Raw genomic sequence first — 15582 nt, forward strand, 5'->3', positions numbered from 1 at the left:
TTGCCGACTAAAGGCGCAGGGTCCGGCCCATGGCGAAATCCTTAACATCGCATCGACCCGTCCTGGCGGTGGGTCTGAAGCTGGGCGCTTTGTTCCTGTTCACGGCGATGGCTGCAGTGGTCAAGGCGGTGTCGGATGACTTTCCACCCGGCGAAATCGTGTTCTTCCGATCACTTTTTGCGATACCGGTTGTCGTTGGCTGGCTGCTTTGGCGCGGAGAACTGGCACAAGGGCTAATCACCAGAAAACCCATGGGGCATTTCTGGCGAGGGGTTCTGGGAACGTCAGCCATGGGACTAACCTTCACCGGACTGGCTTTACTACCCCTGCCTGAGGTTACGGCGATTGGGTATGCCACACCGATCTTCACCCTGATTCTAGCGGCCTTCATGTTGGGCGAACGTATTCGTATGATCCGCATCGGTGCAGTCAGTCTTGGGCTGCTCGGCGTATTGATCATGATCTGGCCCCGGCTGGGCGGCAACAACATGGAAAGCACAGCGGCGATCGGAGCGCTTTGCGTTTTGGTTGCGACGATGGCGCGTGGATTTGTACAAATCCACATCCGACAATTGGTGCAGGTCGATCACCCCGCCGCCGTGGCCTTTTACTTTTCACTGACAGCAACCCTTTTATCGTCCTTTACGGCCTTATGGGGCTGGACGACACCAACCCTTGAACAGACTCTGATACTGGCGGTTATAGGAATAACAGGCGGTGTTGCTCAGATTTTGGTGACGACGTCTTACAAGTTCGCGCAGGCGTCCATGCTGGCGCCTTACGACTATTCAACAATGCTGTTTGCTGTGGTTATCGGTTACGTTTGGTTCGACGAACTGCCCACACTCGTCATGTTGATCGGTGCCACTTTGGTAATTGCGGGCAACGTTGTGGTTATCCTACGCGAACGTCAGCTGGGCTTGGAACGCAATAAAGCCCAATCTGCAACCGATCCCAAGACCTGATCTTTACCTTTGCCGAACTTCACTTAGGTTGGGCGCAACAGAATGAAAGGTTCCTCTCATGAGTGACGCGCAGGATCACAAGGAAAAGATGCAGAAGGTGCAGGCCCAGCACCGCAAGAAAGTATCCGAGGCCGTAGACCCGGATCGCGGGCTGGTCCTAATCAACACAGGCAAGGGCAAGGGCAAATCCTCGGCTGCGTTTGGTGTGGTGATCAGGGCGCTTGGCTGGGGTCAGAAAGTGGCCGTGGTGCAGTTCATCAAGGGCAAGTGGAAAACGGGCGAGCGTCGTTTCTTTGAGGAACGCGATCTGGTCACATGGCACACGATGGGCGAGGGCTTTACCTGGGACACGCAAGACCGAGAGCGTGACATCGCCGCCGCCAACGCGGCCTTTGACAAAGCGCGGGCCTTGATGGCCAGTGGCGAATACGACCTTGTGGTGCTCGATGAGATCAACATCGCCCTGCGCTATGAATATCTGACGGTGGATCAGGTGATTGACGGTCTGAACGAACGGGCAGTCAAGACTGGCGTGTTCCTGACGGGCCGCGACGCGCCGCAAGCCCTGCGAGACTATGCAGATCTGGTCACGGAAATGACGGAAGAGAAACACCCGTTCCAAGCTGGTATCAAAGCCCAGCGCGGCGTGGATTTTTAAGTGTTGGAATGACAGAGCGCCCCCGATCATAAGTCTGGGGCGCTCTGATCCTATCAAATTGCGCGAGACTTCGGGTCCAGCGTGATCGACCAAAGCTCGGTATCGGCGCGGTCCATCAGGCGTACCGTCATCTGTTCGGTTGCACCGTCGATATCCACCAATCCAAAGAATTGAAGGCCAGCGCTGGGCGGCAGGTTGGCACCCTGATCTTCAGTCGGGGCTTTGACGAATTTGACTTCGGGACCAAAGGTTCCATCCAACGCGTTCGGCCCAAATGTTCCGGCGTGCAGCGGGCCCGAGACGAATTCCCAGAACGGCTCGAAATCCTGAAATTGCGCTTTGTTAGGGTCATAGTAGTGCGCAGCGGTATAGTGGACGTCAGCCGTGAACCAAACCGTATTGGTGATCCCGGCGGTTTTGACAAACCGCAACAGATCGGCAATCTCCAGTTCGCGCCCTTTGGCGGGGCCGCTATCACCGTTTGCGATGGCTTCGGCCCCAGCTTGCTCCCGCCAGTTGTCCCAGACGATCAACCCAATCGGCATGTCGGACGCGATAACCTTCCACGTCGCCTCGGATGCGGCCAGTTCACGTTTCAGCCAAGCCAGTTGCTCGGCCCCCAAAATGCGGGACTGATCGGTGATCTCATCCTCCATCGAGGCACCATTCGGCCCGCGATAGCTGCGCAGGTCCAAAAAGAACACGTCCAGCATCGGCCCATACGAAATCTTGCGATACACCCGCCCTGGCTCGGCCGGGGTGATGCGCAGCGGTGTCATCTCGTGGAAGGCGCGGGCGGCACGGGATTGCAGCACGTGCACCGACTTCTCGGTATAGCGGTCGTCCGAGATCAGGTCTTTCGCATCCGACCAGTTGTTCACGACCTCATGGTCATCCCACTGAAAGAAGGTCGGGCAGACGGCGTTCATGGCGCGCACATGCTCGTCCATCATGTTGTATTTCCACTGACCACGGAATTCGTCCAGCGTTTCAGCCACTTTACGTTTCTCGTCAATCAGGGTGGTGTTTTTCCAGATCAGTTGATCATCCTTGACGACCTCATCCTGCATCGGACCATCGGCATAAATCGTGTCGCCCGAGTGGATGAAGAAATCTGGCTTGTGCTGCGCCATGGTGGCGTAGGTGCGCATTCCGTCGTCGTCTATCCCCCAGCCTTGACCGGCCGTATCACCCGACCAGGCAAAACGGATATTCCGGCGTGAGGTCGGTGCAGTGCGGAATTGGCCAACAATAGGCTCTGATACGGCGTTGATGTCGTGCAAATCGGCGGCCACAAAACGGTAAAAGATATCCTGATCCGACGGCAGCCCATCGACCAGTCGCTTAACGGCCAGATCACTGTTGGGGATTGCATCCATCGGAGTCAATTTGCGCGCATCAGCAAAGCTCTCGGTAGTGGAAACTTCCATCATCACGCGGGCGGGACGATCCGTGCGGGTCCAGATCATACCAGAGGTGGTGTCAACATCACCCGACTGAACGCCGTGGGTGAAAACCGGGCGCGAGGATGCGCGGCTGATGGCTGGCATGGACAATGATGCGGCGAAGGCGGTGCTGCCAGCCAGAAAGGCTCGGCGGTTGGGGCGTAAGATTCGGGTCATTTGGGCTCTCCTGTCTGGTGGCCCTTAGGGACCACGCGATTGGTGAGCGGCAGTGAGCCGCCTGTTTGTAAAACAAGCGGCTCAGATTTTTGAAAGTATCACGATGATATTGTGACACTTGTGGATAACGCATTCACGCTGTCACACTCTCTTCCGGCGTGCTGAGCGAGATGACGGCGACCACCGCAGCGCCGTTTAACCAGTAGAATACCGCATCCAGGCCCGAAAACCCAAACAGGCTGGGCGCAGCCAGAAAGGTCACTCCGACCAGAAGATCCACGGCCAGATGAAATTTATAGGGTAAGACGCGCCAGATCCCCAGGTGATGGTCGGTCAGAACGGTCAGCACAAAAGCGGCAGCGCCAGTGACGACCGATAGCCACAGCGCCAACGGATTGGATTGACCCAGCCCCAAAAGAAAAGGCAGCGTCATCAGGGCGATAGCGACGGGATAGTCCAGATAGGCATGGATATTGCGCGTAACGAAACGAACAGACATTATATTTCCTTTCCTTGCTTGGTATGGCTCCAAGGTAGGTCGGAAAGCCTGTACGTTTCAGTCCGGATCGTCCGTAAAAAACCGCAGATCGTCCAGAAATCAGGACATCAATGAATTGACCGATATGCTGCCGGCGACAGACCGATCTGTTTCTTGAAGACGCGGGAAAAGGCTGCCTCGGATGCATATCCTACTTCGGCCGCCGCATCCGCCACATTCCACCGGTTTTCAGTCAGACCGTGGCAAGCGATCTGCATCCGCCAATCGGTCAGATATTGCATCGGAGTTGTCCCCATCTTCTCGGAAAACAGTTGCGCAAATGCGGTGCGGGACATTCCGGCCTCACGCGCCAAGCTCTCAACACTCCAGTCCTGCGCGGGCGCCTGATGAAACGCCGTCAGCGCGCGGGACACACGCGGGTCAGCAAACCCGGCCAGCGCGGATTCGCTGGGGCTTTGATGTTCCAGGTGGGCGCGGATGGCCTGCGCAAACAGAACTTCGGACAGTTTCAGCGCGATTAAATCGCCGCCAATACGCGTTCCACCAATCTCGGACCCAATCATCCGCAGGGTGGATTCGATCCAGGCCCCGGCTTCCTCGCCGTAATTCTCGATCAGGATATAAGGGGGCAGCCGGTCAATCAGCATATGTCCGGTGCCCTGACGGCCCGGCGGTCCTGAGAACGAAAAATGCCCGCAGATCAGTTGTGTATCGCGGCTTTTATCCTCACCCCCATAGATCAAAACTCCATCGCCCTTGTACCCGGCATCCTCAAGCACCTGCTCTAGCGGCAGAGCGTCCAGCGGCTTGACCTCGTTGCACAGCAATGCATGGGGCGAGCCGTGCGGTATCAGGATCAGGTCACCTTGCTTCAGGCGCAACATTTCGCCTGTGTTAGAGACATAAACCTTCAGTTCACCGCGCTGAACAAAGTGAAACCGTGCCACATTTTCGAAGGCCGGGACTTGGATCCCGAAAGGGGGCGTGAACGAGGTGCGGAAATAAAACGTACCGCGCAAAGACAGGCGGGTGAGGATATCGCTGAGAAGGTCCAACATAGACCTAACGTACAACCGTTTGCCAAAACATCCAGCAGCCCGGACGATCTGCACAATCTCTTGAACGCTGGGCAAAGAAAAACCCCCGCCAAAGCGGGGGTGTGATTTCTTGTGAACCAGATGCGATCAGGCGCGGACCAGCGCCTCGTACTCGGCAGCGATCTCGCGGGTGATGTCGCCCACTTCGAACCTGTAGTCGCCGATCTGCCCGACCGGGGTGACCTCGGCTGCGGTGCCGGTCAGCCAGCATTGCTCGAACTCGGCCATTTCTTCCGGCATGATGTGACGTTCGATCACATTCAGACCCTTGTCTTTCAGCATCCCAATCACGGTCTGGCGGGTAATGCCGTTCAGAAAACAATCGGCCAGCGGGGTGTGAACCTCACCATCCTTGACGAAAAACACGTTCGCACCGGTCGCCTCGGCCACATAACCGCGGTAATCCATGAACAATGCATCCGAGCAGCCCTTGGCCTCGGCCTTATGCTTTGAGATGGTGCATATCATGTAAAGACCCGCCGCCTTGGCGTGGACGGGGATGGTTTCGGGGCTGGGGCGTTTCCATTCCGCGATGTCCAGCTTGGCACCCTGCATCTTAGCGTCGCCGTAATAGGCACCCCAGGGCCAGACTGCCACGGCCATCCGCACAGGGTTCTTAGCCGACGCGACACCCATATCCTCACCCGAGCCGCGCCAGACAAGAACACGCACATAAGCGTCCTGCAGCCCGCTGGCTTTCAGAGTCTCTTCCTTGGCGGTTTCGATTTCGTCCAACGTGTAAGGCATCGGCATATCCAGCGCCTCAGCCGAGGCGATCAGGCGCTCGGAATGTTCGCGGCTTTTGAAAATCTTGCCATTGTACGCGCGTTCGCCTTCAAAGACCGAGGACGCATAATGCATTGCGTGCGTTAGGATATGGACATTGGCCTCGCGCCAGGGAACCAGTTTGCCATCCAACCAGATGACACCATCACGATCATCATACCCCGCCATGCGAAACCTCCTGAACCGGGTCGAAATTTTCGATTATTGCGTCAATTAAGTCCGAACCGGACATAAAGTTGCGCAAAAACTGCGATTCGATACCTGTCTCCTCTTGGAATGTCAATAACGCTGACATAAACTCGGGCAGAAGTAACGCATGAGGCATGATATGTCCGACACCCGTCCCGCCCAGGTTTTCGGCGGCGAAAGCCTGTTGTTTCTGACGGATGAACAACTGCGGCAAGGGATCGAAGCGATGTTTTTTGCCTATCGCGGGTTCACGGCGGATCCTGATCGCATTCTGTCGGACCTTGCCTATGGCCGCGCGCATCATCGCGCGATCCACTTTATCAACCGCGCGCCGGGGACAACGGTTAACAATCTGCTGGCCATATTGGGGGTGACAAAACAGTCTCTGAACCGGGTTTTGCGCACGCTGATCGAGGACGGTTTGGTCGAAAGTCGCGTTGGAACAGTGGACAAACGCGAACGGCACCTATTTCTAACCCATGAAGGCGAAGCTCTGGAAGCGAAACTATCAGAAGCCCAGCGCGTGCGCATGCGTGCCGCATACAAAGATGCAGGCCCCGAGGCCGTGTCAGGGTTTCGTAAAGTACTTGAAGCCATGATGGATGCTGATATGCGTCATGCATATAAGAAATTGCGGGATACCACCTCATGAGCGATATGGACGCCCATCTGCTGATCGTTGACGATGACGAACGTATTCGGGATCTGCTCAAGAAATTTTTGATGCGAAACGGGTTTTTGGTTACGGCGGCGCGGGATGCAGCCCATGCACGTCGGGTTTTGTCGGGGTTGGATTTCGACATGATCGTGCTGGATGTGATGATGCCAGGGGAAGAAGGTGTCAGCCTGACAAAGGCGCTGCGCGAAACCCATGCGACGCCTATCCTGTTGTTGACAGCCCGCGGCGAGACCGAGCATCGCATTGCAGGGCTTGAGGCGGGTGCAGACGATTATCTGGCCAAGCCGTTTGAGCCCAAGGAACTGCTGCTTCGCATCAATGCCATTCTGCGGCGCATGCCCGAAACGCCCGCACAAGAGACTGTCAGCAAAATCCTGACCCTGGGTCCGATCCGGTACGACGTCGAAAAAGGTGAGATGTGGCAAGGCGAAGAACCTGTTCGCCTGACCGCAACGGAAAGCCAGTTGATGAAGATTTTCTCGGCCCAGCCCGGTGAGCCGATCAGCCGGTCGAAACTGGTTGAAGATCTGGGCCGCGACAAGGGTCAGGCACAGGAACGCGCAGTGGATGTACAGATCACCCGGCTGCGGCGCAAAATCGAACAAGACCCCAAACAGCCGCGGTATTTGCAAACTGTACGCGGCGCGGGTTACATGTTGGCTCCGGACTGATTGAGCCGCTGCGCGGCGATTTCATGCCTTCGGCGAGGATATTTGTAGCCAGATGAAGATGGGATCCCGATGAAGACTGCGCTTTTGACTCATGCGGATTGCCTTGGACATGTAACACCCGAGGGCCATCCTGAACGGGTCGCGCGGTTAGAGCATATTCTGCACGCTTTGGAGCCATTGGATTTGGATCGCAAGACTGCGCCCTTGGCTGCGGATGATGATTTGCTGCGTATTCATCCCGAAAGCTATATTCAGGATATTCGCCGTGCCGCTCCGACCGAGGGGTTCCGTCAGGTTGATGGCGATACGTTTCTGTGCCCAGGCTCGGTCAGTGCCGCCTACCGCGCGGCGGGCGCGGCTGTTCGTGCGGTGGATTTGGTGCTTGGTGGTGAGGCCCCAAATGCGTTTTGTGCGGTTAGGCCGCCCGGCCACCACGCGGAAACGGACACCGCAATGGGGTTTTGTGTTTTCGGTAATGCAGCGCTGGCCGCTAAACATGCGCTGGACCATCACGGATTGAAACGGGTCGCCGTTTTCGATTTCGACGTCCATCACGGTAACGGCACGCAGGACCTGTTGTGGGACGAAAAACGTGCTCTGGTCATCACCAGCCAACAAATGCCCCTGTGGCCGGGTTCAGGCCGACCTGATGAGACCGGAACATTTGATACCGTTTTGAACATTCCCCTGCCTCCGGGATCAAGCGGGGTGGTGATGCGGGCAGCTTATCGCGCGCTGGCCTTTCCGCGTCTCAGAGAGTTTCGGCCTGAGCTGATAATCATCTCGGCCGGGTTTGACGCGCATCAGGACGATCCGCTGGCAGAGTTGAACTGGTCCACAGATGATTTCGCATGGATCACCTCCGAACTCTGTAAGATCGCAGGCGAAGTTTGCGGCGGTCGTATCGTCTCGACTCTGGAGGGCGGGTATGATCTGAGAGCCCTGTCCGAAGCCACCCGTGCTCATGTGGAAGAATTGATGAAGGCAGCCCAATGACCGAGACACCCGTCGACCAGATGACATTCGAACAGGCCATGAAAGAGCTGGAGGCCGTGGTCGGCCAGCTGGAACGTGGCGATGTTGCATTGGACCAGTCCATCGCGCTGTACGAACGCGGGGCGGCGCTGAAGAAGCGCTGCGAGGATGAGTTGAAACGAGCCGAGGAAAAAGTGGCCGCGATCACGCTGGACGCCAATGGTCAGCCGACCGGGACTACGCCTGTCGAAGGTCAGTAAATGTTTCGGGACAGATTGGCGCAGGATGCGGCGTTTATTCAGGGCCATTTCGATACGGTTCTGGGGGCGCTGGACGATCTGAATGTGACCCGGGCGATGGCTTATGCCACCGAGGGTGGGAAAAGGCTGCGCGGATTTCTGGTATTGGAAAGCGCGCGGTTGCATGGGGTCGACGCCGATCGCGCGATTTGGCCAGCTGCGGCGATCGAGGCGCTGCACGCGTATTCGCTGGTCCATGATGATCTGCCTTGCATGGATGATGACGACCTGCGCCGGGGGCGGCCGACGGTTCATGTGAAATGGGATGAGGGCACCGCCGTTCTGGCCGGGGATGCTCTGCAGACGTTGGCCTTTGAGCTGTGCGCGCGTCCCGAGGTGGGTGAAGCCGCAATTCGCGCGGATTTGACCCTAACATTGGCCAAAGCCAGCGGTGCGCAGGGGATGGTTTTGGGGCAGGCACTGGATATCGCGGCGGAAACGGCGGCCAGCCCGCTGAAATTGGATCAGATCACGCGGCTGCAGGCGGGCAAAACCGGGGCTTTGATCGAATGGTCGGCCTGTGCGGGGGCACGGCTGGCTCAGGCAGACCCGGACCCGCTGCGCCAATATGCCCGCGCTCTGGGCCTTGCCTTTCAGATTGCCGATGACATCTTGGATGTTGAGGGCGATGCCGAAAAGGCCGGGAAGCGCCTGCAGAAGGATGCACAGGCGGGCAAGGCCACCTTTGTGTCGCTGCTTGGGTTGGAGGCCGCCAAGGCCCGCGCGGCGGAGCTGGTGGATCAGGCCTGTGCTGCGCTGGATGGCTATGGGCCTGCCGCTGAAACCTTGAAGGACGCCGCCCGCTTCGTTATTGCCCGGGACAGCTAAGCCAGGAACGCGCCAAATGTCTGACCGCCCCAATACGCCTCTGCTGGACCTTGTGAACCGCCCTGCGGACCTCAAGCAGTTCTCGGACACGCAATTGCGACAGGTCGCGGATGAGCTGCGGGCCGAGACCATCTCGGCCGTGTCTGTCACCGGGGGACATCTGGGCGCTGGGCTGGGTGTGGTCGAACTGACCACGGCACTGCATGCCGTCTTTGACACGCCGCGCGATAAGATCATCTGGGATGTGGGACATCAGTGCTATCCACATAAAATCCTGACCGAGCGGCGCGACCGCATTCGTACCTTGCGCATGAAGGACGGGCTGAGCGGGTTCACCAAGCGCAGCGAAAGCCCCTATGACCCGTTCGGGGCTGCCCATTCCAGTACCTCGATCAGTGCCGCGCTTGGGTTTTCCGTCGCGCGCGATCTGGGCGGTGTCACGCCCGAAGGGTTGGGCGATGCGATTGCTGTGATCGGCGATGGGTCGATGTCCGCAGGCATGGCATTCGAGGCGATGAACAACGCAGGCCACCTGAAAAAACGCCTGATCGTGATCCTGAACGACAATGAGATGAGCATTGCGCCCCCGGTTGGTGCGCTGTCCAGCTATCTCTCGCGGATTTATACCGAAGCCCCGTTCCACGATCTGAAAGCCGCCGCCAAAGGCGCGGTGTCCCTATTGCCGGAACCCTTCCGCGAAGGGGCGAAACGTGCCAAAGAGATGCTCAAGGGCATGGCCATGGGCGGCACGTTTTTCGAAGAACTGGGCTTTTCCTATATCGGCCCCATCGACGGGCATGACATGGAGCAGTTGCTGCCGGTTCTGCGCACGGTCAAGGCGCGGGCGACCGGGCCGATCCTGATCCACGTGCTGACCAAAAAGGGCAAGGGCTATGCCCCAGCTGAGCAAGCCCGCGACAAGGGGCATGCAACCGCGAAATTCGACGTGGTGACCGGCAAACAGCACAAAGCACCGTCGAACGCGCCGTCCTATACCTCGGTCTTTGGCAAGACGCTGGTTGAGGAAGCCGGGCGCGACGACAAGATCGTGGCTGTGACCGCTGCGATGCCGGATGGAACCGGGTTGAACCTGTTTGCGGAACGCTACCCGTCGCGCTGTTTCGACGTCGCGATTGCTGAACAGCACGGCGTGACCTTTGCCGCCGCGCTGGCTGCGGGCGGGATGAAGCCCTTCTGTGCGATGTATTCGACTTTCCTGCAGCGCGGCTATGATCAGGTGGTGCATGACGTGGCCATTCAGCGCCTGCCGGTCCGGTTCGCTATCGACCGCGCGGGGCTTGTGGGGGCCGATGGCGCGACACATGCGGGATCGTTCGACGTCGCTTATCTGTCCAACCTGCCGGGCATTGTGGTGATGGCCGCCTCGGATGAGGCGGAGCTGATGCACATGGTCGCCACCGCCGCCGCGCATAACGACGGCCCCATCGCCTTCCGCTATCCGCGTGGTGAGGGCGTCGGTGTAGACCTGCCCGAACGCGGCGAGGTTCTGGAAATCGGCAAAGGCCGAATTATCCAAACCGGCGCGCGCGTCGCGCTGCTATCCTTCGGCACTCGTCTGGCCGAAGTGCAAAAGGCGGCCGAGGCGCTTGCCGCCAAAGGCATCACCCCGACCATCGCCGATGCGCGTTTCGCCAAGCCTTTGGACCGGGACCTGATTCTGGATCTGGCCGCCAATCACGAGGCGCTGATCACCATCGAAGAAGGCGCAATCGGCGGTTTTGGTAGCCATGTGGCACAGCTGCTGGCGGACGAGGGCGTGTTTGATGACGGCCTGAAATATCGTTCAATGGTATTGCCCGATATCTTCATCGATCAGGCCAGCCCGGCGGATATGTACGCAGTGGCCGGGATGAATGCCGAGCAGATCGAGGCCAAAGTGCTCTCGATTCTGGGCGTGGCGACAATCGGCGAAAAACGCGCCTAATCTTTGTTTTTGCGGAAAATGGTGCCTCAAGAGGGACTCGAACCCCCGACCTTGTCCTTACGAAGGACCTGCTCTACCAGCTGAGCTATTGAGGCAGCGGGGGACCGTTTAAACCGTCTCGCCCTGACGTGCAAGACTTGTTCGGCAGGGCTTTTAGCCGTGCTTGCAGCGCCCAAAACCCCGGTCTGTTTTGTGAAATTTTTACGACACTGCTGATCGCTGGTTGCCGTTTTTCTATTATTTCGATATTTCATGAATTATGATAAATGAGACAACTGACAAACTGGCCACCCTGGGTCACCCGCAACGCTTGATGGTGTTTCGCATGCTCATGCGACGATATCCTGACACTGTTCCAGCGGGTGAGCTCGCGTCCGAGCTGGATATCAAACCCAGCACCCTGTCGAATTACCTGAACGCGCTGCAACGCGTGGGGCTGGTGCGGCAGGAACGGTCAGGGACGTCGCTGCTCTATTCGATCGAGATGACGAATGTGCAGCACATGCTGGACTTCTTGCTGAACGATTGCTGCAGGGGCCGGCCCGATATCTGTATGCCGTTTTCACAAGGACCCGAGACTATGCCGGATCGCAAATACAACGTTTTGTTTTTATGCGTGGGCAATTCCGCCCGCTCGATCTTTGCCGAATCCATTCTGCGCACGTTGGGAGGGGATCGCTTCAACGTCTATTCGGCCGGAACGCAGCCCACATCGCAGCTCAACCCATTTGCCGTTCAGGTACTGAGCGACAAAGGGCACGACACCTCAGTGCTGCGGTCCAAGCATATGTCCGAATTTGCAGCCGATGGCGCGCCCGAGATGGATTTTGTCTTCACCGTTTGCAATCAGGCCGCCAACGAGGAGTGTCCCGCCTGGGAAGGCCAGCCGATCAGCGGCCATTGGGGCATGGTCGACCCGGTCAAAGCCACAGGCACGGACGCCGAGAAAAGTCTGGCCTTCCAGAACGCCTATGGCGCGCTGAAGCGCCGGATCGAGGCGTTTACCTCTCTGCCGGTCGAAAGCCTGGACCGGATCGCTTTGCAAACCGCCGTGGATGATATCGGCAGAACCCCCGTTGAGGATATGAAATGACCACTTACGCGGTAAACGGCCTTGGCCGGATCGGAAAACTGATTCTGAAGCCCTTGCTGGAAAAGGGCGCCAAGATCGCTTGGATCAACGACGGTGTTGGCGACCCCGAGATGCACGCGCATCTGTTGGAATTCGACACGGTTCACGGCCGCTGGGATGCGGAATTCGCCCATGATGCCGACAGCGTGACGATCGATGGAACGCGTTTGCCGTTCATTGGCACCAAAGACTTGTCCGACCTGCCTCTGGACGGTGTGGATGTGGTGATCGACTGCACCGGCGTTTTCAAGACCGAAGCCAAACTGGCCCCCTATTTTGAGGCGGGGGTAAAGAAGGTTGTCGTCTCGGCCCCGGTCAAGGACGGCCCCACGGCCAATATCGTGATGGGCGTGAATGAAAGCACTTATGACCCCACAGCCCATCACATCGTCACCGCGGCGTCCTGCACCACCAATTGTCTGGCCCCGGTTGTCAAAGTTATCCATGACAATCTGGGCATCCGCCACGGTTCGATGACCACGATCCACGATGTGACCAACACCCAAACCATCGTGGACCGCCCCGCCAAAGACCTGCGGCGTGCGCGCTCGGCCTTGAACTCGCTGATCCCGACCACGACTGGCTCGGCCACGGCGATCACGCTGATCTACCCGGAACTGAAGGGTCGTTTGAACGGCCACGCCGTTCGGGTGCCTTTGCTGAACGCCTCGCTGACCGATTGCGTGTTTGAGGTGGAACGTGAAACCACCGTCGAAGAGGTCAACGCCTTTTTCAAAGCCGCCGCCGAGGGTGAGCTGAAAGGTATTCTGGGCTATGAGACGCGCCCGCTGGTATCCACCGATTACACCAATGACGAACGGTCTTCGATTGTCGATGCGCCCTCGACCATGGTGGTGAACGGGACGCAGGTAAAGATCTATGCGTGGTATGACAATGAAATGGGCTATGCGCACCGTCTGGTGGATGTGGCGCTGATGGTGGGGAACGCGCTGTGACCGAGCGGCCCGAGGGACTGTCGGCCTATATCGCGGTCACGGCGGCCTATTGGGCCTTTATGCTGACCGACGGAGCCCTGCGGATGTTGGTGCTGCTGCACTTTCATACCATAGGGTTCTCGCCGGTTCAGTTGGCTTATCTGTTTGTTCTGTATGAAGTCGCCGGGATGGTGACCAATCTGTCAGCAGGTTGGATCGCTGCGCGATTCGGGCTGACCTCAACGCTTTATGCAGGTCTGGGGATACAGATCGCAGCATTGCTGACAATGACGTTTCTGGACCCGCATTGGAGCGTCGCCACCTCGGTCGCCTTCGTGATGGCTGTACAGGGTGCCAGCGGCGTGGCCAAGGATCTGGCCAAAATGTCTTCGAAATCCGCCGTCAAACTGCTGGCCCCCACGTCGGGCGGAGGGTTGTTTCGCTGGGTTGCCATCCTCACCGGGTCCAAAAACGCGGTCAAAGGGGTGGGCTTTTTGCTTGGCGCGATCATGCTGGTCACAATGGGCTTTATGACAGCGATCTTTGTCATGGCCGCTGTTCTGGCCGTGATCCTGTTCGCCGTCATTCGTTTTATGCCGCCCGGCCTACCCAAAGGGCGCAAAGGAGCCAAGTTCTCCGAGGTCTTCTCGAAATCGCCCAACGTCAACTGGCTATCGGCGGCGCGGGTTTTTCTGTTTGGCGCACGCGATGTGTGGTTTGTGGTCGGCATACCGATATACTTTTACGCCGTCCTGTCGGATGGCACGGAAGAAGGCAACCGCGCGGCCTTTTTCATGATCGGTACGTTCATGGCCGTCTGGGTCATACTGTACGGCGCGGTCCAAGCCAGCGCGCCGAAAATCCTGAGGGCCGCGGACCGTACCGAGAGCGACTTGATAAAAGCCGCTCGCACCTGGGCTGCTGTACTGTTCTGCATTCCTGCGACGCTGACGGTAGCGGTACTGATCTCGGACGGGCCGCAAACATGGCTAACCGTGACACTGGTTTTGGGTCTTTTGGCTTTCGGAGCGATCTTTGCAGTGAACTCGTCCCTGCATTCCTACTTGATATTGGCCTTCACCAAATCCGAGCGGGTCACTATGGACGTCGGTTTCTACTACATGGCCAATGCCACAGGACGCCTTGTGGGCACCGTCCTATCCGGCCTTACCTACCAAGTCGGAGGCTTACCTTTGGTCCTGGGTACAGCCGCGGCAATGGTCGCGCTTGCCGCGTTGACATCCGGCAAGCTGACCGACCAAACCCACGAGGCACATGCATGAGCGTCTTTGAAAGATACCTGACCATCTGGGTTGCGCTGGCGATGATCGGCGGCGTCTTGATCGGACTCGCCGCGCCCGGGCTGGTGGGCCTGGTCGCCTCGGCCGAGGTGGCAAGCGTCAATCTGGTTGTCGCGGTGCTGATCTGGGCCATGGTCTACCCAATGATGGTCGGAGTCGATTTCGGAGCCGTAGCCGGTGTTGCCCGCCAACCCAAGGGACTGATCGTGACGCTCGTGGTGAACTGGTTGATCAAACCCTTCACCATGGCCCTCTTGGCTGTACTGTTTTTTGACTACGTTTTCGCCCCGTGGATACACCCCGAGGACGCCGCACAATACACCGCCGGTCTGATCTTGCTGGGTGCAGCGCCCTGTACGGCGATGGTGTTTGTCTGGTCGCAACTGACCAAGGGGGACGCGACCTATACACTGGTGCAGGTCTCGGTCAACGACCTGATCATGGTGGTGGTGTTTGCCCCTATTGTGGCGTTTCTGTTGGGGGTCACTGATATCGCGGTTCCCTGGCAAACACTGGTTCTGGCGACGGTGCTCTATGTTGTTTTGCCCTTGATCGCAGGGCTGATCACACGACGCAAGCTAGGCTCTAAACAAGCGATTGAGGCGTTCTCGGCCCGCGTTAAACCGTGGTCCATCCTGGGGTTGATTGCCACGGTCGTCATCCTGTTCGGCCTGCAAGGACAGACGATCCTGGCCAAGCCGCTTGTGATTGTCCTGATTGCAGTACCGATCCTGATCCAGAGCTATGGCATCTTCGCCCTGGCCTATGGCGCAGCTTACGCGCTGAAGGTTCCGCATCGTATCGCCGCCCCGTGCGCCATGATCGGCACGTCCAATTTCTTCGAACTGGCCGTCGCCGTCGCCATCAGCCTGTTTGGTCTGAACTCAGGGGCGGCGCTTGCGACCGTTGTTGGCGTTTTGGTCGAGGTTCCGGTGATGCTGTCGCTTGTGGCCTTCGCGAACAGAACCCGCTCCCGGTTCCCCGAACCTACACCGTCCTGA

Annotated in this window: 16 protein-coding genes and 1 tRNA gene; 12 read left to right on the plus strand and 5 right to left on the minus strand. The window is 58.2% G+C overall.

Features of this window, described 5'->3' with window-relative positions; genetic code table 11:
• Positions 1-29: 29 nt before the first annotated feature.
• Positions 30-965, plus strand: coding sequence for a DMT family transporter (locus J7380_RS11250; RefSeq protein ID WP_209195831.1), 936 nt, complete (start codon positions 30-32; stop codon positions 963-965).
• A gap of 58 nt (positions 966-1023) precedes the next feature.
• Positions 1024-1623: a cob(I)yrinic acid a,c-diamide adenosyltransferase gene (gene cobO / locus J7380_RS11255; protein WP_209195832.1), complete on the plus strand. Its 600-nt coding sequence runs from the start codon at positions 1024-1026 to the stop codon at positions 1621-1623.
• Positions 1624-1676: 53 nt separating this feature from the next.
• On the opposite strand, the gene J7380_RS11260 is transcribed toward cobO, so the two are convergent.
• From J7380_RS11260 to J7380_RS11275, 4 genes are all read right to left on the minus strand, one after another.
• The gene (locus tag J7380_RS11260; RefSeq protein ID WP_209195833.1) at positions 1677-3245 is read right to left on the minus strand and encodes an alkaline phosphatase; all 1569 of its coding nucleotides are present in this window, start codon (positions 3243-3245) and stop codon (positions 1677-1679) included.
• A 133-nt stretch (positions 3246-3378) separates the two neighbouring features.
• Positions 3379-3744, minus strand: coding sequence for a hypothetical protein (locus J7380_RS11265; protein ID WP_209195834.1), 366 nt, complete (start codon positions 3742-3744; stop codon positions 3379-3381).
• 107 nt (positions 3745-3851) lie between these two features.
• Entirely contained in the window at positions 3852-4802 is a 951-nt protein-coding gene (locus J7380_RS11270) for an AraC family transcriptional regulator (RefSeq protein WP_209195835.1), read from the minus strand.
• Positions 4803-4928: 126 nt separating this feature from the next.
• Positions 4929-5795, minus strand: a complete 867-nt coding sequence (locus tag J7380_RS11275) for a branched-chain amino acid aminotransferase (protein WP_209195836.1) — start codon at positions 5793-5795, stop codon at positions 4929-4931.
• Between the two features lie 160 nt (positions 5796-5955).
• Here J7380_RS11275 and J7380_RS11280 point away from each other — a divergent pair, with 160 nt between their 5' ends.
• The 6 genes from J7380_RS11280 (at position 5956) to dxs (ending at position 11213) form a co-directional block, all read left to right on the plus strand.
• Positions 5956-6468 carry a MarR family transcriptional regulator gene (locus tag J7380_RS11280; protein WP_170755434.1) on the plus strand — a complete coding sequence of 171 codons (513 nt, stop codon included), beginning with the start codon at positions 5956-5958 and terminating at the stop codon, positions 6466-6468.
• A complete protein-coding gene (locus tag J7380_RS11285; RefSeq protein WP_209195837.1) occupies positions 6465-7166 on the plus strand; it encodes a response regulator in 702 nt (233 codons plus the stop codon). The genes J7380_RS11280 and J7380_RS11285 overlap by 4 nt, the downstream gene beginning before the upstream one ends.
• A gap of 69 nt (positions 7167-7235) precedes the next feature.
• Positions 7236-8162, plus strand: a complete 927-nt coding sequence (locus J7380_RS11290; protein WP_209195838.1) for a histone deacetylase family protein — start codon at positions 7236-7238, stop codon at positions 8160-8162.
• Positions 8159-8401, plus strand: coding sequence for an exodeoxyribonuclease VII small subunit (locus tag J7380_RS11295; RefSeq protein ID WP_209195839.1), 243 nt, complete (start codon positions 8159-8161; stop codon positions 8399-8401). The genes J7380_RS11290 and J7380_RS11295 overlap by 4 nt, the downstream gene beginning before the upstream one ends.
• Positions 8402-9268, plus strand: coding sequence for a polyprenyl synthetase family protein (locus J7380_RS11300; protein WP_209195840.1), 867 nt, complete (start codon positions 8402-8404; stop codon positions 9266-9268).
• A gap of 16 nt (positions 9269-9284) precedes the next feature.
• On the plus strand, positions 9285-11213 hold the full coding sequence (gene dxs, locus J7380_RS11305) for a 1-deoxy-D-xylulose-5-phosphate synthase (RefSeq protein WP_209195841.1): 1929 nt from the start codon (positions 9285-9287) through the stop codon (positions 11211-11213).
• Positions 11214-11232: 19 nt separating this feature from the next.
• Here the strand turns inward: dxs and J7380_RS11310 are convergent.
• Positions 11233-11308, minus strand: a tRNA-Thr gene (locus J7380_RS11310).
• 164 nt (positions 11309-11472) lie between these two features.
• Between J7380_RS11310 and J7380_RS11315 the strand changes: the two genes are divergently transcribed.
• From J7380_RS11315 to arsB, 4 genes are read left to right on the plus strand one after another with little or no spacing between them, the layout of a single operon-like run.
• Positions 11473-12306: a helix-turn-helix domain-containing protein gene (locus tag J7380_RS11315; RefSeq protein WP_209195842.1), complete on the plus strand. Its 834-nt coding sequence runs from the start codon at positions 11473-11475 to the stop codon at positions 12304-12306.
• Positions 12303-13301: an ArsJ-associated glyceraldehyde-3-phosphate dehydrogenase gene (locus tag J7380_RS11320; RefSeq protein ID WP_209195843.1), complete on the plus strand. Its 999-nt coding sequence runs from the start codon at positions 12303-12305 to the stop codon at positions 13299-13301. The genes J7380_RS11315 and J7380_RS11320 overlap by 4 nt, the downstream gene beginning before the upstream one ends.
• Positions 13298-14563 carry an organoarsenical effux MFS transporter ArsJ gene (gene arsJ, locus J7380_RS11325; RefSeq protein ID WP_209195844.1) on the plus strand — a complete coding sequence of 422 codons (1266 nt, stop codon included), beginning with the start codon at positions 13298-13300 and terminating at the stop codon, positions 14561-14563. Before J7380_RS11320 ends, arsJ begins: the two co-directional genes overlap by 4 nt.
• Positions 14560-15582 (plus strand): ACR3 family arsenite efflux transporter, encoded by a 1023-nt coding sequence (arsB, locus tag J7380_RS11330; RefSeq protein ID WP_209195845.1) that lies wholly within the window; start codon positions 14560-14562, stop codon positions 15580-15582. The genes arsJ and arsB overlap by 4 nt, the downstream gene beginning before the upstream one ends.

Source organism: Ruegeria sp. R8_1 (assembly GCF_017743815.1).
GTDB classification, from domain to species: domain Bacteria; phylum Pseudomonadota; class Alphaproteobacteria; order Rhodobacterales; family Rhodobacteraceae; genus Ruegeria; species Ruegeria lacuscaerulensis_A.

Coding starts and splice junctions, on each gene's coding strand:
- arsB (WP_209195845.1), top strand. CDS start 14,560: ATGAGCGTCTTTGAAAGATACCTGACCATCTGGGTTGCGCTGGCGATG.
- J7380_RS11280 (WP_170755434.1), top strand. CDS start 5,956: ATGTCCGACACCCGTCCCGCCCAGGTTTTCGGCGGCGAAAGCCTGTTG.
- J7380_RS11290 (WP_209195838.1), top strand. CDS start 7,236: ATGAAGACTGCGCTTTTGACTCATGCGGATTGCCTTGGACATGTAACA.
- J7380_RS11295 (WP_209195839.1), top strand. CDS start 8,159: ATGACCGAGACACCCGTCGACCAGATGACATTCGAACAGGCCATGAAA.
- J7380_RS11260 (WP_209195833.1), bottom strand. CDS start 3,245: ATGACCCGAATCTTACGCCCCAACCGCCGAGCCTTTCTGGCTGGCAGC.
- cobO (WP_209195832.1), top strand. CDS start 1,024: ATGAGTGACGCGCAGGATCACAAGGAAAAGATGCAGAAGGTGCAGGCC.
- J7380_RS11300 (WP_209195840.1), top strand. CDS start 8,402: ATGTTTCGGGACAGATTGGCGCAGGATGCGGCGTTTATTCAGGGCCAT.
- J7380_RS11250 (WP_209195831.1), top strand. CDS start 30: ATGGCGAAATCCTTAACATCGCATCGACCCGTCCTGGCGGTGGGTCTG.
- J7380_RS11285 (WP_209195837.1), top strand. CDS start 6,465: ATGAGCGATATGGACGCCCATCTGCTGATCGTTGACGATGACGAACGT.
- J7380_RS11270 (WP_209195835.1), bottom strand. CDS start 4,802: ATGTTGGACCTTCTCAGCGATATCCTCACCCGCCTGTCTTTGCGCGGT.
- J7380_RS11320 (WP_209195843.1), top strand. CDS start 12,303: ATGACCACTTACGCGGTAAACGGCCTTGGCCGGATCGGAAAACTGATT.
- J7380_RS11275 (WP_209195836.1), bottom strand. CDS start 5,795: ATGGCGGGGTATGATGATCGTGATGGTGTCATCTGGTTGGATGGCAAA.
- J7380_RS11265 (WP_209195834.1), bottom strand. CDS start 3,744: ATGTCTGTTCGTTTCGTTACGCGCAATATCCATGCCTATCTGGACTAT.
- dxs (WP_209195841.1), top strand. CDS start 9,285: ATGTCTGACCGCCCCAATACGCCTCTGCTGGACCTTGTGAACCGCCCT.
- J7380_RS11315 (WP_209195842.1), top strand. CDS start 11,473: ATGATAAATGAGACAACTGACAAACTGGCCACCCTGGGTCACCCGCAA.